Genomic DNA, 23,336 nt, shown 5'->3' with positions numbered 1-23,336 from the left:
GGGATTTCCGGAACATTTGCAAACTCGCGATATCGGCAGGACATGTGAGATGAAGCAAAATTCGCAGATCGTGCCTGCGGCAGAGCAGACAGTTCTGAAGCGTGCAGAGGAACTGGATGCGCTCGATGCCATCCTGCCGTTTGATCGCCGTGACCAGCTCGCCGAACTTCTGACCGATGAAGACGTCGCCACGCTCAAACATCTGGCCAGCGAGGGCATGGGCGACAATACCATGCGGGCACTGGCGTCCGACCTTGCCTATCTAGAAGCCTGGTGTTCCGTCGCCACCGGCACTCCCCTCCCCTGGCCGGCACCCGAAAGCCTGCTTCTGAAATTCGTCGCCCATCATCTGTGGGATCCGGCCGAGCGCGAAACCAATCCCGATCACGGCATGCCCGAAGACGTGGCGATGGCGCTCCGCGTCAAGGGGCTGCTTAGAAGCAAAGGTCCGCATGCGCCGGCGACTGTTCGCCGCCGGTTGACGAGTTGGTCAATCCTGACGCGCTGGCGCGGGCTGACCGGATCGTTTTCGGCGCCGTCGCTGAATAGCGCGCTTCGGCTGGCCGTTCGCGCCATCAATCGACCTAGGCAGAGAAAGAGCAAGAAAGCTGTCACCGCTGATATCCTGGAAAAGCTGTTGACCGCCTGCGCCGGCGACCGGCTGGTTGATCAGCGCGATCGGGCGCTGCTGTTGATGGCGTTTGCCTCCGGAGGCCGCCGGCGTTCAGAAGTAGCGGGATTGCGCGTTGAGGATCTGGTCGACGACGAACCGGTTCGCGCCAATCCTGCCGACGAGCACTCCCCTCTCCTCCCCTGCCTGACAATCCGTCTCGGTCGCACCAAAACCACGTCGGCCGATGACAACGAACACGTCGTGCTGATCGGCCGTCCCGTGACCGCGCTCCGGCATTGGCTCGAGGAGGCGAAGATTGAAGCAGGACCGGTTTTCCGCCGTATCGACCAGTGGGGCAATCTCGATCGGCGGGCGATGACACCGCAGTCTATAAACCTCATCCTGAAAACGCGCGTCAAGCAAGCCGGGCTGGACCCCGCGCAGTTTTCAGCGCACGGACTTCGCTCTGGTTATCTGACCGAGGCGGCGAACCGCGGTGTCCCATTACCGGAGGCGATGCAGCAGTCCCTGCACAAGTCGGTCACGCAGGCCTCGGGCTATTACAATAATTCCGAACGGAAGATGGGACGGGCGGCGCGGTTAATTATCTGATCAAGCAGAACTTGCTCCGCGTTACAGTCACCGCTTTGTGCCCCGATATCATTGGGTGCGTCGTCATGTCTTTGAGCTCTGCCTCTGAGAAGACGCCGGGAGGAACGCTCCTAAATGGGCCGGCTCAGCTAGGGTGAATGACACTGTAGGTGACCGCAGTAGAGGCTGAGCGGTCATTGCCCGCCGCCAATAACCGAATTCATGTAATCCATGGCCAATTTGACGTGATTGTCTAAGTAGACGATAGTATCAGTACCTTGATCCACACCTAGCCTCCGATAATTATATTGAACAGCAAAGCTTTGACCCATGCATTTCACCTGGAAAGCTACAAACTTTGGCAGATTGTCTTCAATATTTTCCACGAGCGGCTTTCTATCGAGGATCGCACCGATAGCAGCCAAAACGTCGCGTCCAAATTCAATCTGGCGCCCGTTTCTCGCGGCCCTAAAGAAAGCTTCTTCGGCATCCTTAGGCGCATAAATGCGGCACTCGCTAAGGATAGAAAACTCCATGGAATCTGCGTGGTCTATGAACGTCCAACGGAGCAACCAACCATCGTGCAGTTCATTTGCTGGCGCGCTGCGCCAGTCGAAAGCATAGTCTGTTTTGTGTTCTGGCTGCAGGAACCTAGACATCGTTGGGTTGGATATCCGAGCTAGCGAACTATCGATCAGATTGAACGCCTCGTCAGGATCTTTGTTAAAGTTCGCGTATAATTTATCTCTGAGAAAGAGCGGGATCGAGCAGTCATCAATCACGACCGGCATGACAATGGTATTCTTTTCCTCCAATTCACGGATCAATCCAGCATTCAGTTCTCTCTTGCACCACTCTGACGCAACGGAGCTTTTGGAAAGGATGACGAGGATCGCACTTGAACCCGTAAGCGACTCTTGGATGCGCGACGTCAGGGAGTCGCCGAGCTTCAATTCCCAGCGATCAACCCACACATGGTGCTTTGCGACCACTAGCATCTTCGCGAGGTTATCGACAAAGTCCTTGTCCTGATGGCTGTGGCTAATGAATATTGGCATTGATTTTCACCTATTTCCCGGGTGTCACGTTTGGTAATTTCTGAGGCTCGGCAGTCTGACCGCCATCAGATCAAGGTCGCCATTTTCTGGTAATCGAAGCCATTGGGCTCAGCATCAAGATACGAGCGGATTGCGTCATCGTCATTCACGCGCTTCAGCATGGTCGCGTGCTCTTTTTCTTTGTGCTCTAAGAGGGCCCGCATCCCTGCCAGGCGAAGCGCTTCGTTTTGCCTTAATCCAGCCTCGGGGATCTCAAGAAAATACCCGTATTCGTGCCCGGACTTAAAGACCCGGTCCAAAATGATAAGTTGACCCGCCGTTCCTATTCTAGGATCTGTTACGGCTAAACTAACATCGGTGCGTTTCCCGTTAAATTCGAGCCAAGCATGCGATATGAAGATATCATCGGTACCATCGTTGACATACGCGATGACTGGGGAAGCTGTAATCCGATGCTTTTCTTTGAGATAAAGATACAGAAAAAACACCGAATGATAGCACATGCCGGTTGCATTACGTGGCTTAATGACGTTGTTGTGCAATCTGAAAGCAACATCGAATACGATGCGCTCGTCTAAGGAAAGCGTATCTTTCCATCCGTCTAATAATTTCTTATTTTGCTTGGCCTGTCCCAATTTTCCCTCCCAATTCAAGCTGATGTTGAATTGCTACACAGAGGAGTTGGCTCCGGCAAGCAGTCGTTTTGAAGAGCTATTGGCAGCTGATATGCCCTCCAAAAATCGAAGCGGGTTTAAATCGAGCCCTTTGCCGAATTACAGCGCTGGATCAGAGTGGGGACGAGGGGACATAATGCTGGAATTGAAGATTGGACACGACGACAGTGGGTTGGGTGGCATGGGTGGCTTGGACTTCGCGGCATCTATTGTCAGTTCGCTGGCATGGCCGTTGGCAGCAGTCATCATAGCGTGGTTTTTCCGTTCGCAGATTGGAGGGTTGCTCGCAAAAGTTAGGAAACTGACCTGGGGCGACAAGGTACTAGATTTCGCGGAGAAGCTGGACGAGATCGAAGAGTCAGCGCCGATGCCTGACGCACAGCCGGAGGGCGTGGGACTAAACGCAAACGAACTGCCCGATCCACGACTACAGCAATTGATCGCACTATCTCCAAACGCCGCAATTCTTGATGCTTGGAGACCGGTGGAACTAAAGATCCAAGAGCTTGCAAAACTGATAACTTCAACGAACCCTAAAGAGATCCAAAGGCAGTCGACCGGCCAAAACATTAAGCGGATCTATGAAATGGGCTTCATTCCCACCGGCACATTCCAAACACTGCGAAGCCTGCTTGAGTTGAGAAATGCAGCAGCCCATGGCCGCGACGTTGAGCCTGTTGATGCTGTACGTTTTTACAATCTGACTCAGGATGTAATGATGGTGATGAGCAATTAGGGGTTGGAACAATAGCAGTTTAGGATTCTGCAAAGGCCGCATGGAACGAGACTCACTTGAACTTCAAGGGCGCGACGTAGCATTCGGCATCTCGGACGGTATTCATGCAATGACCCTGTTTCGGCCCAAGGCTTTAGCCTGATAAAGATTTTCGTCCGCTGCTTTCAGGCAGTCCGATAAATCAAAGCCCTGCTGGCAATAACACGCACCTATGCTCGTGGAGATCCGCACCTGGGTGCCAGAAGGTGTTTTCGAGACGATACGGGCGATCTCCTCCCGAACCTCCTCGCAACGGCCGGGCATTTTTTCAAACGTCAGATCGCTCTGAAACAGTCCAAATTCCTCACCGCCAAGGCGTCCTGCGAAATCTGAATCGCTCAGGAAGCGCGCGAGGACAAGTCCGGCGCAGGGAAGAGCTTCATCACCGATCGCGTGACCATACCGGTCGTTGATCGACTTGAAGTAGTCCAGGTCCAGGAACAGCAGGGCGCCCGTCCCACCTCGTTGACTTGTCAAAGCCAGATCTTCCATGAATGCGCTTCTTGTGAGAACACCGGTCAGGCCGTCGCTGCCTCTGCCCGTCGCACTTTATCTGACTGGGTGAAATGCAGCGCCGACGCTGGGATCGATATGGCCAACGGACAAAATATGGTCATGAGCAGGCCCGCGCCCGCAACTTGACCACCCAACAACGGAACAATGTTGAACGAGATCGCAAGCGATGCCAACACCGAAAACAGTCCGGTTAAAATCGACTTTTCTACAATACGACGCATAAATATCACCGCGAGAAATCTGAAATTCTATGAACCTTACGAATTTAAGGTGGACTGAAACACTTTCGTAAAAGTCGACTTATGTGCCCAATATCTGGAAAAATGGCCTCTAACGTTAAGGCTGGTGCGCCCTTTGCCGGATAGCGGCTTGCGGGTGTTACGCGAAGCGAGCTTCAGATTGTGGTCACAGAGACCGTTTAGGTCCTTTAGCAATATGGTCAGGACGAGAACCTCAAGGTGAACGTGGAGCAGTGATGATGAGTGAAAAAACGATCGAAACATCCCATGGACGGATCGCAGTCTACGACAAACCCGGCGGCGAGATCCCCCTCCTCATGATCCACGCCAATTCCCTCTGCAAAGAAACATTCCATTTCCAGATCGAGGCCCTTGCCGAAAAACGCCGGATCATCGCCGTCGACCTGCCAGGCCATGGTCAATCCTCCGATGCGACCGATCCGCTCCGCACTTACAACTTCAATGGATATGCCGACGCCATCTGCGAAGTGATTGAAGCACTGGACGTGGATCGCTTCGCCATGCTCGGCCACTCTCTGGGCGGCCATGTCGCCTTGGAACTCATGAGGCTCCTGCCAGAAAAAATTGCTGGGACGATGATCTTTGGTACACCGCCAATCCCACCGGGCCCTGAAGGTGCAGCGCTCGGCTTCGTTCCCAATCCGGAATTTGGATACACGGGAAAACAGACCCTCACCGACCGGGAAATCGACATGATCGTAGCGCTCGCGCTCGGATCGGACGCCGTCCACGATGCGTTTTGGAAAACCGCTGTCAGACGAACAGACGGGCGCTCGCGCGAGTTGATGATCGATGCAGCCCTTTCCGGAAAGCACCCCAACCAACGAACCCTTGTCGAAACTTCGCCTGTTCCGCTGGCAATCGTCAACGGCGCCGACGACCCCGTGATCAATCTCGACTACATCGACAGCCTGACTTTCGCCAACCTCTGGTACCGCGGCGCTGTCCGCCTGGAAAATGCTGGACATGGTCTCCACTGGCAAAGGCACAAGGAGTTCAATGTCCTGATGGACAGCTTCCTCACCGCCGTCGCCTAAGACGGAGACAGGGCCGAACATCAGCATCTCATCCCGCCTGTCGTTCGTTCCCGGCATTGGCGCGCATCAAGGCCATCAGCATCGGACCGAGCGAAAACTTACCCTTCTCCGCCCGTTGCGTCAGATCACGGAGGTAACCGCCTGCTGAGTTGATCTGGCCCCCCCGCTCCAGAATGCAGGCCATAACTGCGGCCGCATTCTCGGGTCCCAGGGTTTCGCAGGCCGTTTGATAGGCGCTCGGGCTGACGCCGAGCATCGAGCGAACGACAACTGCGGCTGACATCAGCTCTCGCCAACCTGCGATCTGGCCGCCCGGCCCGTAATCGCTTATCTGCGTGCAAGCCCTCAGCACCATACCGAGTGGGAATGCCTTTATCGGCTCCCTCTTCGGTCGACTGATTTCACTCGGCCTCGCGCTTTGCTCGGTTCTAGAGCTAGGTTCAAGTTCATTGATGGATTCGGGTTTTGAATTCTGTATGTGGCGCTCTGTCTGAGCACCATTGGTGCTTATATCTTCTGAATTACCTAGCATATCCAGTTGGTTGATGACCTCGCCGTAAAGAAGCTGCATCTCGTCGAGGATATTCGCCAAGTCGGAAGCTGACGGGGTGCGGGGGATCCGTCGGACGATGTCGAGGTAGACGGCTTCTATCGCTTCCCAGTCGCCTTCAGCCCCCTCCTCGATCGCGGCGCTGATGACCTTCCGGACATCGCGTCGGCACAAGGTAAGGCTCTCCTTGGCCTGGAGAAACTCCCGGCGATCGGTCGCCACTTTTTGCGCGGCCAACGCAAATTCCTCGGAGCGAGCCAGCAGTGGGGAGAGATCAAACCCGAAGGCACGTTCGATCTCCCCTGCCCCGTCTTTTCGAGCGTATCGTTTGCCATTGGGACTATCCTTGCGGACAATCATCCCTGCATCGACAAGGATCGCCAAATGCCGCCGAAGGGTTGCTCCGGACATTCCGTTGGCGCGCACCTGCAGCTGGGCGTTCGAAGGAAACACGATCATCTGTGCGTCTTGGCGCAATTCCTTGTCCGGGTAGAACGTCAGGAGTGCGTCAAGCACAGCAATCGAATACGGCTGCAGCTTGAACGTCTCGCGCGCTTCTTTGACGTCGCGAAATATCATCCATTTGTCAGCGCTCTTGCCTGACTTGATCTCGGCGACGGCAATCTGCCGTTTCACCAGAGCAAGCGTCATCGGCCGCCGCCCAAAAGGCGTCGTTACATTTCCTGTTTGCATTTCTTCAGCCCTCACAAAATAGGCAAAAGAAATCCGCTCGCCAAAACAGCGCCAAAGACTCTTGACTGGGATTCGGGGAAATGCGATTCTTTAGTTGCGACACTATAAGAAGGGCTTCCACGACGGCGACGTTTGGGGGCCTTTTCTTTTGCGGTTTGATCTCCTGGTTGCGATCGGATTGTCAGCTGACAATCGAACTAATGGTTTGTTTTAGAAGAGTTTTCTTTTTCGAACTGCTCAACAAGATAGCTCATTCTGGCACCAAGGAACTGTGCAAACTCTTCTGATGTAACTGTGATTTTGGCGCCTTTGGCTGTTCGTTCCATTGATGCGAGAACGATGCCCTTGCGCGTGCGGATCTTACCGCCGGTGCCCTTCTTCGAAGCTTTGGGGCCTTGGGCCTTCGCCCATAAACGGGCAAACCGTTCATTCGTATCGATTGCTCCGAACTGAGCTTCGGCGATGGCGTCGGTAATCCGGTCCGCCGCTGCATTGTCCTTCAAAAGTTCGGCAAAGGCCAACCAGCGTGGCCGTCCGATCTTCGAAGCAGGCCCGATCGCCATGATGATATCTGTCGGGATGGCGTCCGCGACCTGTAGGAGCCGCGATGTCTCAGGCTTGTCGACAGACAGGGCCTGGGAGATCCTGTCGCGATCAAAACCATGCTGCTCAAGTCTTTTTGCAAACAGGGCGCGCTCGATAAAACTAAGATCGATACGTGGCCCATTCTCTTGACCTTGCGCGACAATCAGTTCCTCGTCGGAGAGTTGGCGCACAATCGCCTTAACCGGGCGTTCCAGAACAACGGCTGCACGCAATCTGCGATGTCCGTAAGCCGCTTGGTACCAATTATCCTTCGTCGGATGTGGCCGAACGAGGATAGGAACCTGTTGACCGCTTTCGCGCATCGAAGTGATGAGTTCATCCAGAGCAGCATCGTTTTCAGTCGGAATACGATCCTGAATGAACGAAGGCTCAATCTGGTTTGGACTTAACTCGACGACTTTGTCGCCGGCCGCAAGCGCGGACCGCAATTCTTTGGCCGCAGCGGCTTCATCTCCGAGCCGGCCGAGGGACAAGTTCATGGCGCGAACAGCGCCTGCCGGTTTGTGTTGTGGATGGGGCTGAGTGCCCACCTTCGGTGCTTCACCGCCGGCAGAACTGACCATATTCTTGAGAATGTCCCGGCCCTTCATGCGCGCCCCCATGAGCTCTTGAGAAGAGCTTCTACTTCAAGATTGACCCCATCCATGGCCTCTACGGCGCGATCGTAGGTCTGTCTGTTCATGGATTCTCGTGCAGCCTCGTAGATCGTCTGTTTCGAAAGGCCGGCATCAGAGATTGCGGTAGACTTCACCATCATCGAGGTAAGGACACGATCCCCGAACAGGCTCCGGAGGAACGCAACGATCTGCGCTTGCGGCCCATCGTTGGGCTCGTACCGCGTGACCAGATATCGCATCCAGTCGTATTCAAGATTCCCCCCGGCGTCTTTGACCACCGACAAAAGATCCGACGTCATCGCCAAAAACTGGTTCATGGATGCAACGTCGAGCATTTGAGGGTGGACAGTGATCAGGACTGCCGTTGCAGCGCATAATGCCGAGAGTGTCAGGAAACCCAATGTCGGCGGGCAATCAATAACGACGACGTCGTACCGGTCAGAGAGAGCGGTGAGTGCATTGCCGACACGCATGAAAAACATGTCGGTCTCAGAGCCGTTTCGCTCTGCGAGAGCTCTTGGCGTGTCGTGCTCGAATTCGTGGAGTTCAAGATTGCCCGGAATCAGATCCAATCCCGGGAAATAGGTCTCACGAACCACGTCCCCTACAGGGCGACGAAGATCGTCGTAGCGAATAGCGCCGAACAGCGTCTCGTTTTCACCGACATCAAATTCCGGCTGATACCCCAACATCGCGGACATAGATGCTTGCGGATCCAGATCAACGGCGAGAACGCGATAGCCGCGCAGCGCCAGATATTGAGCGAGATGCGTAGATGTCGTTGTCTTACCTGATCCACCCTTGAAGTTGGTCACTGCAATGACCTGAAGATGATCGGTTTCCCGACGCCCCGCCAGGTAGGCAGGCTTGGTCTTTCCGAGGAGCTGTCGGATCGTATTGATCTCGGACAAAGAAAACGTTCGCCGCCCAGCGGACGTTTTTTCGGAAGTCACCGAATCCTCTTGAGCCGCTAAATGACGCACGTAGCTGTCTGTCACACCGAGCAACTTGGCGGCCTCCGTACTGCTGAAACGACGCAGCGCCTTTTGTGCGTCGGGCGAAAACAAACGAGCGGAGAGTTCCTGAAGATTGCTGCTGAGCTTTGCAGAATCGTCCGCAATGGTTTTATCAATCGAAACGCGTTCGATTTTGCCGGCTGTGGTTTTATTTGCGGTCTTATTCGCCATTCACGGTAAACCCGATAATTCTCTGTAATCTCCGCAAATGATCTCATAGGGCGCCTTTGGGTCAAGTTGTTTTTGGTTAACGTGTATTAACCCTTTTTATCACATCGAAAAATCATTTGACTCCAATTGCTTAACCGAATTGTCAGCTGACAACGGGCTTTGCAGCCCCTTCGGGTTCCCGCTTGAAAAAACAGCGATCAGAGAGAATCGGTCGAACTGCGCCCCTAGACCAGCCACCGCAATCTAACGTCGAGTTCGCATCGTGGCCTTTCTAGTGCCGCGTCAACTGTGGTGCTGAACTTAATGAGGGAATTTTTCCCTATGTTCGTTCGATTGGTTTTCATGTCTGACAAATGCTCGGTATCGGTTTTTCGCGATCGCCTTGCGAGTGTATTCGATCAAGGCGGCTTCCGCATTGATGTGAAATTCTCTCGCTATTGAGTTTTGAGCTCGAGCCAGTGTCATCGTCACGAGACCAAGCGATTCCAGATAGCGGACGTGAGGAGCAATCGCATTCTCCGTCAGGCCTGTTTCTCGGGCGAGGGTCTGTCTGGTCACTGTCTCATCAAGCGCCCGAAGGCGAAGAATGACTGTGAATAGCCCTATGCACTTCAGAGACTTGCCGGGCGTATCACTTCTTCCGCGGCCCTTCAGGATCAGATCGAATGCTTCCTGCAGACCGCCTCTGGCGCCCAGATGTATCTTTTTGACTGCTGTATCCATTGCTCGCGGTTCCGTCGTATCGATAATACCTACCCTTTGAAGGGCAGGGGAGGGGTCTCCACATTCCAGAGCTAAAAAGTTGAAAGTATCGAGGCGTCAAAAGCGGGAGCCTGCACCGGGACGAACGGTACAATGTCGCCGCGTTCGACGAGGTTGCTTCGGGATAATACGGCCCGCTTTTTAACTCCTTCGAAGGCCTCGACTGAGACTTCGAAATATGCGGGTACACACAGGACGCCGTCGATTGCGGCAGCATCCCCGATCACAGTGACCCGCCAACCAAAACGCTTCCACAGGGGCAACCAATAGATCTCCTGAATTCCGCCGATCTGCTCAATGCCCTGGTTCAAGCAATATTCCATGACGGCTGCGCAAAACTGCGCCTTGATTGTCACACCGGCTTTTTCGCGAAATTCAGGGATAACGAAGCCGCGGGTCCACTCGGCGACACGTTCGTGGCGAAGAACACCGGGGCGGGTGCAAAGGTGAGGGAACACCTCGCTGAGAAGATGTGGTTGCGTGGTCGGCACAAGCCTTGAGCCCGCAATGATCCGCCCTTCCTGGATTCCTACGAGATGAACAGCATGCTCGGTATCGAACTGGTCACGTTCCATCCCGTCAGGCGATGGCTCCCGCCATCGCTTTTCTTCTACATAAATCTTGTGGCGAATTCGGAACAGTTCGTTCAGTTCGCTTGCATACAAGGCGCTATTTGAAGAAGTAATGACATGAACCAACATCTGCGCGTCCTCATGATTGATGACGCAACTCTAGATGCCTGCTGGATTCGCGAAAGATAAGGTTCCTTATCTTGACAAGCTAGTCTGCATTTATAAGGCCAAGCCGAATCGCTTGCGAAACAGTCTGCGGTCTGTTCGTGACATCCAGAATTTGTCGAATTCGGATGAGCCTTTGGGTCACGGAGCCTGCGCTCATGCGGAGGATGATCGCGATTTCCGAATCCGTTTTCCCACGTGAAACCCATTGCAGAATTTCTTTCTCGCGGGCCGTTAATCGATGTTCCGCCTGTTCAGCACGTCGAAGCAGATTGTTTGCTGTCATCGCGCAATAGGAAGAGAGAAGATACAGGTCGCCAATGTTCTCTTTTGCCAATCCATCCTTGTCGTCGGTTGCAAGTGAGATCACCGATTGCCAGGAATTCGGGTCGAACATCGGGAAAACGATACCATCGCACAAGCGATACCTGTCCGCTTCCTGCTGGATCTCTTTGGTGCGCGTTGTCGCCTTCGTCTCTTGTCTTGCGGTTTTCCAGGTAAACGGTTTCGACTGGGAAAGAGACCATCGACTGACGGGATCATCGGCGAAATAGTTAAGACCCTCGAATTGCTCGGTCCATCCCGGCGGCCACGCATTTTTGACGACATAATGCTTGACGTCGTCACCCACCGCTGGCAGCCCGGTGTAAATGTAAGAATGAAAGCCGCGTTTCGCGATGACCGTTCCAAAATCCGAAAACAGATTATCGACGCTCTTTTGATTGTCGCAGCGTTCCATAAATTCATAAATGTCTTGATTTTTCACCGCAAATTCCCTTCCTACATCGCACAGCTCCCCGTGCCATTCTTACCTCAAATCTGCGCCATTAAAAGCTTATAACGTGCATCAACTTTTCGAGATGCGCGCCCTGGTTTGATTAGTGCTCGGAGAGCTTCCCGCATCTGGGCTGGGGGGTGTAGCCAAGGCGTTGGAGAAGGGTACACAATATCCCCCTCAATTCGCACATCTTGCGTTGCGCCTCCAGGAGCCGTTGGCAGGCGTCAGGTGGACAGTCACAGGTCGCCTGTCGATCGCACGCAGCCTCCAGGGCCTCAACCATGACCAGCTGATCGGCATACTTATCCATGGCCCGTAGTACATCGTCTTCGAGCTGGGTCTGACTCAACCGCGTCCTCCTCGTCGAAATCGACATACAACGCCCGGCCAGTGACGTTGGTTCAAGCAAAGATACTGAGAGGATGAGCTTTCTTGATCAAATTTTATGTATCACTGGTTGCGGTTGATTTTCAGCCGCAGCATTCTGAGCCCTTGACCGCAGCAACCTTTGTCCAACGACGCAGATTTTTTATGTTGTTGTTTTTTGTAGCTTTTCAAGTGATTGACAGCCAATTTATCGTCGTCTAATCCGGGAACATTAGTTCTCTCCGGTTGTGCTCGTAAGAGTTCCCTGTGCTGTTTGATTGTTTACAAAGGTGCAGGGCGCGAAAGGTGGGTCCGTGCATCCAAGTCGCTCTGGTGAATCCGAAAGGCGGTTGATCGCCAATCTCCGAGACGCCCTTGGCGATGTCATTGTTGCGGCCCTGAATGACTTGGCTGTGGTCGAGGTCATGCTCAATCCGGACGGCAAGTTATTCATCGAGCGTATTGGAGAAGGCATCAGACCTGCCGGGGACATGAATGCCCATGACGCAGAGGCCGTGATTGGCCGCGTGGCCCACGCACTCAGCACCGAAATCAACCGCGAGCGACCCATCATCTCGGGCGAACTTCCGCTTGGAGGACATCGGTTTGAGGGACTTTTACCACCCGCCGCGCCAGCGCCGATGTTCACCATCCGCAAGCGAGCAACGGTCCTGATATCGCTCGATCGCTATGTGGAGGATGGCATTCTCGCCACGTCGCAGGTCGCCGTCATCCGAGACGCCATTGCCCAGCGTCTGAACATCGTGGTCTCTGGTGGCACGGGGACCGGCAAGACCACACTGACGAACGCCATTCTTCGCGAATTTGTCGACGTTACGCCCGAACATCGTTTGGTCATCCTCGAAGACACGGCCGAGATCCAGTGCGCGGCGAAGAACTACGTTATCCTGCACACCACTGATACCGTCGATATGAACCGCCTCTTGAAGTCGACAATGCGCTTGCGGCCGGATCGCATCATTGTTGGCGAAGTACGTGATGGCGCAGCACTTACGCTCCTCAAAGCATGGAACACCGGACATCCAGGCGGTATCGCGACGGTACATGCGAACAATGCCAAAGCCGCCCTTACGCGTCTCGAACAGCTCGTCGCGGAAGTGAGTTCCCAGCCTATGCCCGAAGTCATCGGGGAAGCGGTCGACCTGATCGTCTCCATCGAACGCACCCCCAAAGGGCGCATCGTGCGCGAGATACTCAGGGTCGATGGGTTCCGGAACGGCACTTATCAAATCGCCCCGGTTGGTAATTCCAACTCTGATAATCAGGGAAAACTTCATGTCGCGTAGAATGTATACGTTGGTCGCCCTTGCGGCCATCTCGATGATGATAATCGAACCGGCCTTTGCTGCCGGGGGAGGGGGCGGTCTGCCATGGGAGGGACCGCTTCAACAGATCCAGCAGTCCATCACCGGCCCCGTCGCCATGGCAATCGCCCTGATCGCAGTCGCGGTCGCAGGTGGCATGCTCATCTTTGGAGGAGAGATCAACGACTTTGCGCGTCGTCTCGCCTACGTCGTTCTGGTCTGCGGTATCCTTCTTGGCGCGACGCAGGTTGTCGGCCTATTCGGCGGAGGAGGGGCTTCGATTGGTGTTCCTCTCGAGGCAACGCAGGTCGTGACGCTGGACAGGGCGCATGGCTGAAGGGACGAGCCGGCTGGACAGGGTGCGAATTCATCGAGCTCTCTCACGGCCGGCCCTGCTATTTGGGGCTGACCGTGAGCTGGTCCTGATGACCGGGCTGACTGCTGTCATTCTCATCTTCGTCGTCCTGACGCTGGTTTCCGCCGCAGTCGGGTTCACCATCTGGGTCGTCGTCGTTGGCCTGCTCCGCATGATGGCGAAGGCAGATCCCCTTATGCGGCAGGTCTATCTCCGGCACATGAGATACCGCTCCCACTACCGGCCAACCTCCAGCCCATGGAGGAAATACTGAACGATGGTTTCACTCAAGAAATTTCGCCACACGGGCGCGTCTTTCTCCGACCTCATGCCGTATGCTGGTCTGGTCGATAACGGCATCATGCTTCTTAAGGACGGCTCGCTTATGGCGGGCTGGTATTTTGCCGGCCCCGACAGCGAAAGCGCCACCGACTTTGAGCGCAACGAAGTTTCGCGCGCCATCAACGCTGTTCTCGCGCGCCTAGGCACGGGCTGGATGATCCAGGTCGAAGCAGTGCGCGTGCCCACGACCGAATATCCGACAAAGGATCGCTCGCATTTTCCAGACAGGGTGAGCCAGCTGATCGACGATGAGCGTCGCCAGCGGTTCGAAGCCGCTGAGGGTCATTTCGAGAGCCAGCACGCCATCATCCTCACTTACCGCGAACCGGACACGCGCAAATCCGGACTGGTCAGATACATCTATGCGGACCCGGAGTCTCGTACCACGAGCAATGCCGATCGAATTCTTGAACATTTCAAAACATCGATCCGCGAGTTCGAGCAATACATGCAGAACGTGGTTTCGATCCGCCGCATGATCACTCAGGAAGTGCTCGATCGCGGCGGCTATCGTGTCGCCAGATACGACGAGCTTTTCCAGTTCGTCCGGTTCTGCCTCGTGGGCGAAAACCATCCGGTGCGGCTCCCGGAAATCCCGATGTATCTCGACTTTCTGGCAACCGCCGAGTTTCACCACGGCCTGTCGCCCATGGTCGACGGCCGCTTCTGCCAGATCGTGGCGATCGACGGCTTTCCAGCTGAAAGCTGGCCGGGGATTTTGAACGTCCTCGATCTTATGCCGCTGACCTATCGGTGGTCCTCGCGCTTCATGTTCATGGACGAGATCGAGGCCACCCAGCGGCTGGAGCGTACGCGCAAGAAGTGGATCCAGAAGGTGCGCCCCTTCACCGATCAGCTGTTCAAGACGAACAGTGGCTCGGTGAACCAGGACGCGCTTCAGATGGTCGGCGAGGCCGAAGACGCCATTGCAGCGGCAAATTCCGGCCTGGTTGCTTACGGCTACTACACGCCGGTCATCGTCATGTTCGGCGACGATGATGCCAAGCTGCGCCGCCAGGCCGAAAGTGTCCGCCGTCTCATCCAGTCGGAAGGCTTCGGCGCACGTATCGAAACCCTCAACGCGACAGAGGCTTTTCTGGGCAGTCTGCCAGGGAATTGGTACGCCAATATCCGCGAACCGCTGATCCACACACGGAATCTGGCGGACATGATACCGCTCAATTCTGTCTGGTCCGGGGAGCCGGTCAATCCAAATCCCTTCTATCCGGAGAACTCCCCGCCGCTCATGCTGGTGGCCTCCGGCTCGACGCCGTTCCGGCTCAACCTGCATGTCGGCGACATCGGACACACTTTGATTTTCGGGCCAACCGGTTCGGGCAAGTCGACGCTGTTGGCGCTGATCGCAGCGCAGTTCCGGCGCTATCAGAACAGCCAGCTTTTCGCCTTCGACAAGGGCCGGTCCATGTACCCGCTCACCCGTGCCGTCGGTGGCGATTTCTACGATGTCGGCGGCAGCGAAACCCTTGCATTTTGCCCTTTACAGGATCTCGATACGGACGCCGACAAAGCGTGGGCGGCGGAATGGCTCGAGACGCTCATCGTCATGTCAGGCGAGACGGTCACGCCTGACCATCGCAATGCTATCGCGCATCAGCTCGATCTCATGTCGAAGTCGGAACGTCGCTCGCTCTCGGATTTCGTGTCGGGCGTGCAGATGAAGTCAATCAAGGAGGCGTTGCGCCACTACACGGTCGACGGTCCCATGGGCCATCTGCTCGATGCGGAGCGCGACAATCTCAAGCTCTCCAATTTCCAGACCTTCGAAATTGACGAGCTGATGAACATCGGCGAGCGCAACCTCGTCCCGGTTCTGCTTTATCTGTTCCGGCGCATCGAAAAGCGCCTGACCGGTTCACCCAGCCTTATCATTCTCGACGAAGCATGGATCATGCTCGGCCATCCGGCATTCCGCGACAAGATCCGCGAATGGCTGAAAACCCTCCGTCGCGCCAATTGTGCGGTCGTGCTCGCAACCCAGTCGATCTCGGATGCCGACAAGTCCGGGATCATGGACGTTCTCAAGGAATCCTGCCCGACCAAAATCTGCTTGCCGAACGGTTCGGCGCGTGAAATCGGGACACGCGATTTCTACGAAAAGATCGGCTTCAACGATCGCCAGATCGAGATCATCGCGACTGCCACGCCCAAGCGTGAATATTACGTCGTCTCTCCCGATGGCCGCCGCCTGTTCGAAATGGGGCTCGGTCCTATCACCCTGTCCTTCGTCGGCGTCTCCGGCAAGCAAGATCTTCAGCGCATCAGCGAACTTTACGACCACTACGGGGATGAATGGCCCCGCCATTGGCTTCATCTAAGAGGAATTGAAAATGCTGCGTCGCTCTTTGCTTCGTAATGCTCTTGCCGGTCTGGTCCTCACTGTGAGCCCCTGCGCCGTCTACGCCGGCGCAGCGACGGGTGGTGCGACCGAATGGACACAGCTTCTCAACAATGCGCAGCTTCTCGAACAGTCGGGGCAGGGGGTCGAACAGATCGCCAATCAGGCGCAACAGATCGCCCACCAGGTCACGCAGATCCAGAACCAGCTCGACCAGTACAGGACGATGCTGCAGAATCTCGAGAAGCTGCCCAAAAACGTCTGGGGCCGGGCGGAAAATGACCTCAACAAACTGCGGCAGCTCACCCAGCAGGGGCAGGGCATCGGCTTCTCGATGGGCAATCTCGATGATGTGCTGAAGCAGCGCTTCCCAAGTTTCGAGGAGTTCGCTTCCGGCGTCCACGGCGGGCAGAACTTCTCGGAGCAATATGAGCAGTGGTCGAAAACGAACCGTGACACGATCGGCGGCACACTCGCTCAGGCCGGGATGACCGCGCAGCAGTTCGAGACCGAACAAAACACCATGAAGCAGCTGCAGGAGCAGTCGCAAACGGCCGTCGGCCAAATGCAGGCGCTACAGGTCGGCCACTCGATCGCCAGCCAGCAGCTCGAGCAGATACAGAAGTTGCGCGGCCTGATCGCCCAGCAGTCGACGATGATGGGCACATGGTATCAGTCCGAACAGGCCGCCAAGGATCTCGCCCAACAAAAGCGGGAGGCCTTCTTCTCGAGTACACCGCCGTCGACGTCAGGCGGTCAGAAAATGCAGCCGCGGTGGTAGTCGGATGGCCCAGGTGAAACTTCCGATCGTCATCCTAGTTGCCCTTCTATCCGCCCTGGTCGGCGGTGCGATTTCCTATGTCGCGATCCCCGCCGCTGATCCGGAAATGAAGGCATTGCTCGCAAGACAGGTCGCGCTTGCGGAAGAGGAAGCGGCGGCGCGGGCATCCGCGGCCGAGCGCGCGCGCAAACTGATGAACTCCAACCCAGACAATTATCCGACGACAGGCGGGCAGAAAATGGCCCCGCGTTGGTAATCTGAAAGGTGTCCTCATGCGTGCCGCACTGATTTTGGGATTGGCGCCCCTCGCCATCGTCGCACTCGCCGTGGTGGAACCCGCCATGGCTGCGGATGGATCGATCCTTACAAGCCTCGAAAACAATGTCCGCTCGGCGACTCAAGGGTGGCAAGACACCGTCATGAATGCGGCAAGGTCACTGTTCTGGATCCTGGCGGGAATAGAATTTGGTATTGCCGCCGTGTGGCTCGCCATTGCAGCGCCATCGCTCGATACTTTGGTCGCAGAGCTGATACGGCGTATTATCTTCATTGGCTTTTTCCTGTTTGTCCTGCAGCAGGGACCCGACTTCGCGAAAGCTGTCGTCGACAGCCTTTTTCAGCTGGGGGCGAACGGCGGGACGGCTTCGCCAGCGGACGTCTTCAATGCCGGCATCAGGGTGGCGAGTACGCTGTCGGAAAAGGTCAAGTTTGGGATTTTCGAAGACAACGCGATGGCGATCGGCATCATCATCGCCATGATTGTCGTGGTGATCTCTTTCTCGCTGGTGGCCGCGATTTTCGTTTCGGTGCTGGTGGAGATGTATGTCGGCCTGCTCGCAGGCATGATCATGCTCGGTCTCGGCGGGTCGAGCTTCACCAAGGATTTCGCGATCAAATATCTCATCTATGCCTTCTCGGTGGGCATGAAGCTGATGGCGCTCGTGATGATTGCGCGTATCGGCTCGGAGATCCTGATCGGCCTTTCGAATGACGCCGATACAGGAGAGGAGCTGCTGGCGAGCCTCGTCATCGCGGGCCTGTCCGTCGTCGTCTTCATGATTGCGATCTACGTGCCCAATATCATCCAGGGCGTCGTACAGGGCGTGTCAGTCAGCAGCGGCATGGAAGCCATGAGATCCAGCGCGCAGGTCACGGCTTTCGCCGCATCGACGGTCGCGGGTGTCGGTGCTGGCGTTGCTGCGGCAGGTGCCGCGAAGGCCGCCGGCGCTGGCATTCTAGGTCAGGCCTCCGCGGGCGTGAAGGCGGGTGGCTCGGCTTTAGCCGGAACGGCAGCAAAAGCCGCCATGGGTTCGCATGGCTCGGGCGCGGGTGGCTCATCGAGGTCGATGGGACTGCGCAACCACAAAACATCGAAATAGGCGGCATGGCTCGCAACTTGTCAGGAAACAGGATCAGGCCATGGCCAAAAAGCTGAAGCATCTCGACAACCCGTATCTGGCGGCGCGTCACGAATGGAATGAGCGCATGGGCGGGGCTAACCGCGCAGCCAGGGCATGGATGACTGTCGGATCGGTATCGTTGATCATGGCGACGGTGGGTTTCGGCTTCGCGCTGTATCAGGCCAGCCAGGTCAAGCTTGTCCCCTATATCGTGCAGGTCGACACGCTCGGAAATTCTGTTACGGGCGGGTTCCCGGCACAGATCGAATATGCCGACGAGCGCGTCGTCCGCAACATGCTCGGCCAGTTCGTTTATAACTTCCGATCGATCACGCCGGATAATGTGGTCCAGAAGGGCTATATCGACCGCACCTATGCGATGCTCAGGCGCACCGACCCCTCCACGGAGAAGGTCAACAACTGGTTCCGGAACAACTCGCCCTTCGATCGCGCCCGGACGGTGACGGTGTCGGTCGAGATCAACAACATCGTGGCGCTCTCGAACCAGTCGTACCAGATCGACTGGACCGAGATCGAGCGCGATCGTTCGGGCAAGGAACTGCGGACCCGGCGCTGGCGCGGCGTTGCCACCGTGACCCTGTCGCCGCCCCAGGACGAAGCAATCATTCGCCTCAACCCGATCGGTCTCTACCTCAAGGACTTCGATTGGACGGCCCAACTTTAAGACGCTCGCGGAGAGACTATGTTCAAATTGACGAAATTGCGCGCGAGCGTTGTGACGGCACTGGTCCTGCTAACTGCTGCGCCCTCCCTAGGCCGCACTGCCGATTATAACGCAAGCAAGGGCACCCGGCTTTCAGGCCAATGGCAAGATGCTGGCGCTGTCATGACACGCGGACCTGACGGGCAGGTCATCTATCTGTTTGGCGAAACGCAGCCGACCGTCGTCTGCGCACCCCTCCAGCTTTGTGAAGTGCAGTTGCAGCCCGGCGAGGCCGTGCGCGATGTTCTCGTCGGCGACACTGTTCGATGGCAGGTCGAGCCCGCATCTTCCGGTTCGCCACAAGGCCAGCGTATCAGCCTGATCGTCAAGCCTGCCGAAGCCGGTCTGAAGACGTCGATGGTCGTTACGACGTCACGCCGGACCTATCATATTAATCTGCAGTCCGACGCGACACGCTATATGGCGCGCGTCGCCTTCAAATACCCGGAAGACGTCCGCCAGCAGCTAGCGGCGGTGAACCAGAAGATCTCCGGCAGCATCATTCCGGGCGCCGGCATTCCTGCCGAGAACCTCCGTTTTGACTTTTCCATGCGAGGCTCAGCCCGTTGGAAGCCGACCCGGATTTATACCGACGGTACGAAGACGTACATCCAGTTTCCGGGGCACATGGGCAGTGGCGATGCGCCGGTCCTCTATGTGGTGTCCGGAGGGCAAAACCAGATCGTCAACTACCGGATGAACAACAACATGATGGTGGTCGATTATCTGATCGATCGGGCGGTGCTGATTTCGGGCGTCGGCGGGCAGCAGCAGAAAATCACCATCAGCAGGAAGGGTTAACCTATGAGGGGAAACGCCACACTCGCGCGCGTCCTCGCGCTCGCTCTTGTCTCGGTCTCGCTTGTGGCCTGCACGACGTCGGGCGGATATTTCTCACCGCAAGCCAGCATGGACGCCGCCAATCTCCAGGCGCCGGCCGCCGATGCTGTTGCAGCCGACATGGTTGCTCGGCTTGCTGAGCAGGTGAGGCCGGGAACTGGCACCATTGTTCTCAAGGCGGATAAAACCGCCTTCGCGTCAGCGTTTGACAAGCATTTGCGGGAATGGGGCTATGCCGTCGATCCAGCCGCGACCGGCCCCAAAGCTATTGCGCTTGCCTATACCGTGGATTCGCTGGATGGCGACGTGATCGTGCGGGTTTCGACGCCGAGCGTCGAGCTAGCCCGCCAATACCAGGCAACGACAACAGGTGTAGTGGCCTCAAGCCCGCTTTCGATCATGAAGCACGGCGAAACGTAAAGAGGGCACGGGCATGAGTTCAATCAATCTTGGATCTGCCGAGGATGCTGAAGAGCGGCCAAAAATCCGCCGGCTGAACCGCCTCCCGATTTTCTTCTTTATCGGCCTGATTGTCATTCTGGTGGTTGTCGTGATTTGGGGCATGGCGCAACGCGGCCTGATCGGAAACCGTAGCGCCAAGCCAGAGCAATCGGCTGGCCTACCGGCGTCCGATTTTGCCGACGAGCTGAAGCGAAATATAGGTGACGGCGTCAACGAGCCGCCGAGGCAAGATCCGCTGATCATCACGCCCGGCGAGACGCCGATTGAACGCCCGGAAGGCGTCAACCCGTTTCAGCCGGGATTTCGCCAGAGGCCGACGACACAGCAACCGGAAACAGCGCTTGAGCCGGATGCGGATTGGCGCGCACGCCTCATGCGTGAGCATCAAGAGGCCCTGTTGCGCGAGCAGAACCGCCAGAAACTGGCAGCGATGCAAGCACAAGTAAATGCCCGCAACAGCCCCATGGCCGTCGACGTCGGAAAAGTCACCCAGCAGCAAGGCATCGGCCAGCAAGGGCAGGGGCAGGCGAACGGCCTGACAAGCCCGAATGGTACGGCCGACCTGCTCTCGGCCGCCATGCGTGCGGCAGGTGCCGCACCGGGCGGAATGGCCGATCCCAACAACCAGCAGGGCAAGATCTCGTTCCTGAACAAGGATATTGCCGATGCTGGCTATCTGCCCAACCAGGTCGTTCCGCAGCTGTCGCCCTACGAACTGAAACGGGGTTCGGTGATCCCGGCGACATTGATCACCGGCATCAACTCAGACCTGCCGGGGCGGATCACGGCGCAAGTACGCCAGCACGTCTATGACAGCGCGACCGGCCACAGGCTTCTGATCCCGCAAGGGACGAAACTGTTTGGCCGGTACGATTCCGAAGTGTCCTATGGTCAGTCGCGAGCCCTGGTCGTCTGGACCGACATCATCTTCCCGGACGGCGCGACCCTTCAGATCGGCGGCATGGCCGGCGTCGACACGCAAGGGTACGGCGGCTTTAAGGACAAGGTGAACAACCATTTCTGGCGGGTCTGGGGATCGGCAATTCTGGTCGCCGCGATCGGGACTGGTGTTGATATGTCACTGCCCGAGAGCAACAGAAACGCCTTCGGCGTCAGCCAGAACGATCCGACGGATGCGGCTCGCCGAAACTTTGCAGAGACATTCGGCCGCGTTGCTGACCGGACGATCGACAAGAACATGAATATCCAGCCGACGTTGGAAATTCGGCCGGGGTACAATTTCAACATCCTCGTGGATCAGGACATTGTTTTCCCCGACGCCTATCAGACCGGATATGTGGAGCGATAAATGCCTACACTCTCGCGAAAGGGACTGCAGCTTCCTGTCATGATCGGTGTGGCCGTTGTCTTGAGCGGCTGCGTGCTCCCCGAACAGCTCGACGCCATCATTGTCATGAACGGCTATCAATATAACGTGACCCTTGAGGGTAGGGTGGCCGAACCACGCACCGTCGGTGCGCTGGCGAAAGGGCAGACTATCCCACCTAACCAGGAGGCGCAGATGAAGGCCCAAGAGGCTACCGCAGTAGCGCTCCCCGGCATGTCCCGTTTTGCCTATGTCGGCGAGGGCCGGTACGATTTTGAAATGAAGATTGACGGCAAACTGACCGAGGCCGCGCCGGTGGTCGGATTTCCAAACACCCAGGGCGGCAGCAGCAATTTTCTAACCATCCGCCGCGAAGCCGACGGAACCGTGATGATCTCGTCGCCGGAACTGCCGCCGAAGGCGCTGGCCGATCTCACGGAAGTCGGTCTGGAGGCGAGCGGAACGATCCGCATCGAGGTCGACGGCAAGGTGCTGGAAAGCAGCGCGGACGAACAACCGGCCAGTGGCCCTCATGTCTGGAGTCGTAGATCTTGGGAAGATCGTGTTTTCCTGAAATTCGATCCTGGTGGAAGCGTAATCCTCCCGCCAATTAACGGGCTTCAAAAGTAGAATTTTCTCGGGCTTTATGAACGAGGAGATTTTGATGAAGACGAGCAGATTCAGCGAACCCCAAATCCTTGCCACCCTGCGTCAGGCAGAAGGCGGCGTTCCGGTGCCGAAGTTATGCCGGGAACATGGAATGAGCACCGCCTCCTTTTACAAGTGGCGTTCGAATTATGGCGGTATGGACGCTTCGATGATCAGCCAGATGAAGGCTCTGGAGGATGAGAACCGTCGGCTGAAGAAGATGTATGCGGAGATGAGCATGCAGGCGGAACTGCTGAAGGAGGCTTTGGGGAAAAAATGACACGGCCATCTCCAACGCCGAGAGATGGCCGGGAAAGCTGTGGCATTGCGCGGGGTGAGCATTGCACTTGCCTGCCGCACCTTCGAGGTCAGCGAGACCTGCTATCGTTACAGCGCCAAGCTGAACGACGAGAACGAGCAGATCGCCGATCTCCTGATCGGGCTGACGCGGGCAAAGAAGACCTGGGGCTTTGGCCTGTGCTTTCTATACCTGCGGAATGTCCGAGGACATCGCTGGAACCACAAGCGCGTCTACCGCATCTACCGTGAGCTGGAGTTGAACCTCAGGATCAAGCCACGCAAGCGTTTGAGGCGGGACAAGCCCGACGCTCTGACTGTGCCGGATGCGCCTAACCTGGTCTGGTCAATGGATTTCATGGCGGATCGTTTGGAGGATGGTCGGCAATTCCGACTGTTGAATGTCCTGGACGACTTCAACCGCGAGGGGCTCCGCATCGAGGTGGACTTTTCGCTGCCTGCTGAACGCGTCATCCGCAGCCTGGACCAGATCATCGAATGGCGAGGCAGACCATTCGCCATCGTGTGGATAACGTCCTATATTCGGAAAGAAGCGCGGTTTCGGCCGCAGGTCGTTATCGCGTCGGTTTGCCGATGCGTTTGGATTATGATGTAGGCCCGGCCGATCGTCAACGAACGGTCTCTCCCATAACAAACAC

The 23,336-nt window shown here is 56.5% G+C and carries 25 protein-coding genes and 1 pseudogene; 16 read left to right on the top strand and 10 right to left on the bottom strand.

Going from position 1 to position 23,336, the window contains the following annotated elements; genetic code table 11:
- Positions 1-49 precede the first annotated feature (49 nt).
- Positions 50-1,225, top strand: coding sequence for a site-specific integrase (locus tag FHP24_RS27145; protein WP_139679380.1), 1,176 nt, complete (start codon positions 50-52; stop codon positions 1,223-1,225).
- A 173-nt stretch (positions 1,226-1,398) separates the two neighbouring features.
- On the opposite strand, the gene FHP24_RS27140 is transcribed toward FHP24_RS27145, so the two are convergent.
- The gene (locus FHP24_RS27140) at positions 1,399-2,262 is read right to left on the bottom strand and encodes a toll/interleukin-1 receptor domain-containing protein (protein ID WP_139679379.1); all 864 of its coding nucleotides are present in this window, start codon (positions 2,260-2,262) and stop codon (positions 1,399-1,401) included.
- 65 nt (positions 2,263-2,327) lie between these two features.
- Positions 2,328-2,897 (bottom strand): hypothetical protein, encoded by a 570-nt coding sequence (locus FHP24_RS27135; protein ID WP_139679378.1) that lies wholly within the window; start codon positions 2,895-2,897, stop codon positions 2,328-2,330.
- A gap of 175 nt (positions 2,898-3,072) precedes the next feature.
- On the opposite strand from FHP24_RS27135, the gene FHP24_RS27130 reads away from it, so the two are divergent.
- Positions 3,073-3,672: a hypothetical protein gene (locus FHP24_RS27130; protein ID WP_139679377.1), complete on the top strand. Its 600-nt coding sequence runs from the start codon at positions 3,073-3,075 to the stop codon at positions 3,670-3,672.
- A gap of 102 nt (positions 3,673-3,774) precedes the next feature.
- On the opposite strand, the gene FHP24_RS29145 is transcribed toward FHP24_RS27130, so the two are convergent.
- Together FHP24_RS29145 and FHP24_RS29140 are read right to left on the bottom strand one after the other, a co-directional pair.
- Positions 3,775-4,203 carry a GGDEF domain-containing protein gene (locus tag FHP24_RS29145; protein ID WP_246091967.1) on the bottom strand — a complete coding sequence of 143 codons (429 nt, stop codon included), beginning with the start codon at positions 4,201-4,203 and terminating at the stop codon, positions 3,775-3,777.
- A 26-nt stretch (positions 4,204-4,229) separates the two neighbouring features.
- Positions 4,230-4,448 (bottom strand): hypothetical protein, encoded by a 219-nt coding sequence (locus FHP24_RS29140; protein WP_246091966.1) that lies wholly within the window; start codon positions 4,446-4,448, stop codon positions 4,230-4,232.
- Between the two features lie 257 nt (positions 4,449-4,705).
- Between FHP24_RS29140 and FHP24_RS27120 the strand changes: the two genes are divergently transcribed.
- The gene (locus FHP24_RS27120) at positions 4,706-5,524 is read left to right on the top strand and encodes an alpha/beta fold hydrolase (protein ID WP_139679442.1); all 819 of its coding nucleotides are present in this window, start codon (positions 4,706-4,708) and stop codon (positions 5,522-5,524) included.
- Between the two features lie 28 nt (positions 5,525-5,552).
- Here the strand turns inward: FHP24_RS27120 and repC are convergent, their stop codons facing one another.
- The 6 genes from repC to FHP24_RS27090 all read right to left on the bottom strand — a co-directional run bounded on the left by repC (position 5,553) and on the right by FHP24_RS27090 (position 11,442).
- A complete protein-coding gene (gene repC, locus FHP24_RS27115; RefSeq protein ID WP_139679376.1) occupies positions 5,553-6,767 on the bottom strand; it encodes a plasmid replication protein RepC in 1,215 nt (404 codons plus the stop codon).
- Between the two features lie 197 nt (positions 6,768-6,964).
- Positions 6,965-7,963: a plasmid partitioning protein RepB gene (repB, locus tag FHP24_RS27110; protein ID WP_139679375.1), complete on the bottom strand. Its 999-nt coding sequence runs from the start codon at positions 7,961-7,963 to the stop codon at positions 6,965-6,967.
- On the bottom strand, positions 7,960-9,177 hold the full coding sequence (gene repA, locus FHP24_RS27105) for a plasmid partitioning protein RepA (RefSeq protein ID WP_139679374.1): 1,218 nt from the start codon (positions 9,175-9,177) through the stop codon (positions 7,960-7,962). The genes repB and repA overlap by 4 nt, the downstream gene beginning before the upstream one ends.
- 300 nt (positions 9,178-9,477) lie before the next feature.
- Positions 9,478-9,900 (bottom strand): HTH domain-containing protein, encoded by a 423-nt coding sequence (locus tag FHP24_RS27100; RefSeq protein ID WP_139679373.1) that lies wholly within the window; start codon positions 9,898-9,900, stop codon positions 9,478-9,480.
- 71 nt (positions 9,901-9,971) lie between these two features.
- The gene (locus FHP24_RS27095) at positions 9,972-10,640 is read right to left on the bottom strand and encodes an acyl-homoserine-lactone synthase (RefSeq protein ID WP_139679372.1); all 669 of its coding nucleotides are present in this window, start codon (positions 10,638-10,640) and stop codon (positions 9,972-9,974) included.
- Positions 10,641-10,719: 79 nt separating this feature from the next.
- The gene (locus FHP24_RS27090) at positions 10,720-11,442 is read right to left on the bottom strand and encodes a helix-turn-helix transcriptional regulator (protein WP_139679371.1); all 723 of its coding nucleotides are present in this window, start codon (positions 11,440-11,442) and stop codon (positions 10,720-10,722) included.
- A gap of 692 nt (positions 11,443-12,134) precedes the next feature.
- On the opposite strand from FHP24_RS27090, the gene trbB reads away from it, so the two are divergent.
- The 13 genes and pseudogenes from trbB to FHP24_RS27025 form a co-directional block, all read left to right on the top strand.
- Positions 12,135-13,127, top strand: coding sequence for a P-type conjugative transfer ATPase TrbB (gene trbB, locus FHP24_RS27085; protein ID WP_139679370.1), 993 nt, complete (start codon positions 12,135-12,137; stop codon positions 13,125-13,127).
- A complete protein-coding gene (locus FHP24_RS27080) occupies positions 13,117-13,482 on the top strand; it encodes a TrbC/VirB2 family protein (protein ID WP_139679369.1) in 366 nt (121 codons plus the stop codon). The genes trbB and FHP24_RS27080 overlap by 11 nt, the downstream gene beginning before the upstream one ends.
- Entirely contained in the window at positions 13,475-13,774 is a 300-nt protein-coding gene (locus tag FHP24_RS27075; RefSeq protein ID WP_139679368.1) for a conjugal transfer protein TrbD, read from the top strand. The genes FHP24_RS27080 and FHP24_RS27075 overlap by 8 nt, the downstream gene beginning before the upstream one ends.
- Before the next feature lie 3 nt (positions 13,775-13,777).
- Positions 13,778-16,216: a conjugal transfer protein TrbE gene (locus FHP24_RS27070; RefSeq protein WP_139679367.1), complete on the top strand. Its 2,439-nt coding sequence runs from the start codon at positions 13,778-13,780 to the stop codon at positions 16,214-16,216.
- The gene (gene trbJ, locus FHP24_RS27065; protein ID WP_139679366.1) at positions 16,191-16,979 is read left to right on the top strand and encodes a P-type conjugative transfer protein TrbJ; all 789 of its coding nucleotides are present in this window, start codon (positions 16,191-16,193) and stop codon (positions 16,977-16,979) included. Before FHP24_RS27070 ends, trbJ begins: the two co-directional genes overlap by 26 nt.
- Before the next feature lie 4 nt (positions 16,980-16,983).
- Complete coding sequence (locus FHP24_RS27060; RefSeq protein WP_139679365.1) at positions 16,984-17,235, top strand: DUF2749 domain-containing protein; 252 nt, start codon at positions 16,984-16,986, stop codon at positions 17,233-17,235.
- Positions 17,236-17,251: 16 nt separating this feature from the next.
- Positions 17,252-18,358, top strand: a complete 1,107-nt coding sequence (trbL, locus tag FHP24_RS27055; RefSeq protein ID WP_139679364.1) for a P-type conjugative transfer protein TrbL — start codon at positions 17,252-17,254, stop codon at positions 18,356-18,358.
- 40 nt (positions 18,359-18,398) lie between these two features.
- Positions 18,399-19,064, top strand: coding sequence for a conjugal transfer protein TrbF (gene trbF / locus FHP24_RS27050; protein WP_139679363.1), 666 nt, complete (start codon positions 18,399-18,401; stop codon positions 19,062-19,064).
- 18 nt (positions 19,065-19,082) lie between these two features.
- Positions 19,083-19,904, top strand: coding sequence for a P-type conjugative transfer protein TrbG (gene trbG, locus FHP24_RS27045; protein WP_139679362.1), 822 nt, complete (start codon positions 19,083-19,085; stop codon positions 19,902-19,904).
- A gap of 3 nt (positions 19,905-19,907) precedes the next feature.
- Positions 19,908-20,363: a conjugal transfer protein TrbH gene (gene trbH / locus FHP24_RS27040; protein ID WP_139679361.1), complete on the top strand. Its 456-nt coding sequence runs from the start codon at positions 19,908-19,910 to the stop codon at positions 20,361-20,363.
- A gap of 13 nt (positions 20,364-20,376) precedes the next feature.
- Entirely contained in the window at positions 20,377-21,714 is a 1,338-nt protein-coding gene (gene trbI / locus FHP24_RS27035) for an IncP-type conjugal transfer protein TrbI (RefSeq protein ID WP_139679360.1), read from the top strand.
- Positions 21,715-22,362, top strand: coding sequence for a hypothetical protein (locus FHP24_RS27030; protein WP_139679359.1), 648 nt, complete (start codon positions 21,715-21,717; stop codon positions 22,360-22,362).
- A 34-nt stretch (positions 22,363-22,396) separates the two neighbouring features.
- Positions 22,397-23,200: pseudogene (locus FHP24_RS27025) on the top strand (IS3 family transposase); the annotation flags it as partial.
- Positions 23,201-23,336: the final 136 nt, after the last annotated feature.

Source organism: Aliirhizobium smilacinae (assembly GCF_006335145.1).
GTDB lineage: Bacteria > Pseudomonadota > Alphaproteobacteria > Rhizobiales > Rhizobiaceae > Neorhizobium > Neorhizobium smilacinae.
This window is presented reverse-complemented; position numbering and strand designations above follow the sequence as displayed.

Coding starts and splice junctions, on each gene's coding strand:
- FHP24_RS27145 (WP_139679380.1), top strand. CDS start 50: ATGAAGCAAAATTCGCAGATCGTGCCTGCGGCAGAGCAGACAGTTCTG.
- FHP24_RS27140 (WP_139679379.1), bottom strand. CDS start 2,262: ATGCCAATATTCATTAGCCACAGCCATCAGGACAAGGACTTTGTCGAT.
- FHP24_RS27130 (WP_139679377.1), top strand. CDS start 3,073: ATGCTGGAATTGAAGATTGGACACGACGACAGTGGGTTGGGTGGCATG.
- FHP24_RS29145 (WP_246091967.1), bottom strand. CDS start 4,203: ATGGAAGATCTGGCTTTGACAAGTCAACGAGGTGGGACGGGCGCCCTG.
- FHP24_RS29140 (WP_246091966.1), bottom strand. CDS start 4,448: ATGCGTCGTATTGTAGAAAAGTCGATTTTAACCGGACTGTTTTCGGTG.
- FHP24_RS27120 (WP_139679442.1), top strand. CDS start 4,706: ATGAGTGAAAAAACGATCGAAACATCCCATGGACGGATCGCAGTCTAC.
- repC (WP_139679376.1), bottom strand. CDS start 6,767: ATGCAAACAGGAAATGTAACGACGCCTTTTGGGCGGCGGCCGATGACG.
- repB (WP_139679375.1), bottom strand. CDS start 7,963: ATGAAGGGCCGGGACATTCTCAAGAATATGGTCAGTTCTGCCGGCGGT.
- repA (WP_139679374.1), bottom strand. CDS start 9,177: ATGGCGAATAAGACCGCAAATAAAACCACAGCCGGCAAAATCGAACGC.
- FHP24_RS27100 (WP_139679373.1), bottom strand. CDS start 9,900: ATGGATACAGCAGTCAAAAAGATACATCTGGGCGCCAGAGGCGGTCTG.
- FHP24_RS27095 (WP_139679372.1), bottom strand. CDS start 10,640: ATGTTGGTTCATGTCATTACTTCTTCAAATAGCGCCTTGTATGCAAGC.
- FHP24_RS27080 (WP_139679369.1), top strand. CDS start 13,117: ATGTCGCGTAGAATGTATACGTTGGTCGCCCTTGCGGCCATCTCGATG.
- FHP24_RS27075 (WP_139679368.1), top strand. CDS start 13,475: ATGGCTGAAGGGACGAGCCGGCTGGACAGGGTGCGAATTCATCGAGCT.
- FHP24_RS27070 (WP_139679367.1), top strand. CDS start 13,778: ATGGTTTCACTCAAGAAATTTCGCCACACGGGCGCGTCTTTCTCCGAC.
- trbJ (WP_139679366.1), top strand. CDS start 16,191: ATGCTGCGTCGCTCTTTGCTTCGTAATGCTCTTGCCGGTCTGGTCCTC.
- FHP24_RS27060 (WP_139679365.1), top strand. CDS start 16,984: ATGGCCCAGGTGAAACTTCCGATCGTCATCCTAGTTGCCCTTCTATCC.
- trbL (WP_139679364.1), top strand. CDS start 17,252: ATGCGTGCCGCACTGATTTTGGGATTGGCGCCCCTCGCCATCGTCGCA.
- trbF (WP_139679363.1), top strand. CDS start 18,399: ATGGCCAAAAAGCTGAAGCATCTCGACAACCCGTATCTGGCGGCGCGT.
- trbG (WP_139679362.1), top strand. CDS start 19,083: ATGTTCAAATTGACGAAATTGCGCGCGAGCGTTGTGACGGCACTGGTC.
- trbH (WP_139679361.1), top strand. CDS start 19,908: ATGAGGGGAAACGCCACACTCGCGCGCGTCCTCGCGCTCGCTCTTGTC.
- trbI (WP_139679360.1), top strand. CDS start 20,377: ATGAGTTCAATCAATCTTGGATCTGCCGAGGATGCTGAAGAGCGGCCA.
- FHP24_RS27030 (WP_139679359.1), top strand. CDS start 21,715: ATGCCTACACTCTCGCGAAAGGGACTGCAGCTTCCTGTCATGATCGGT.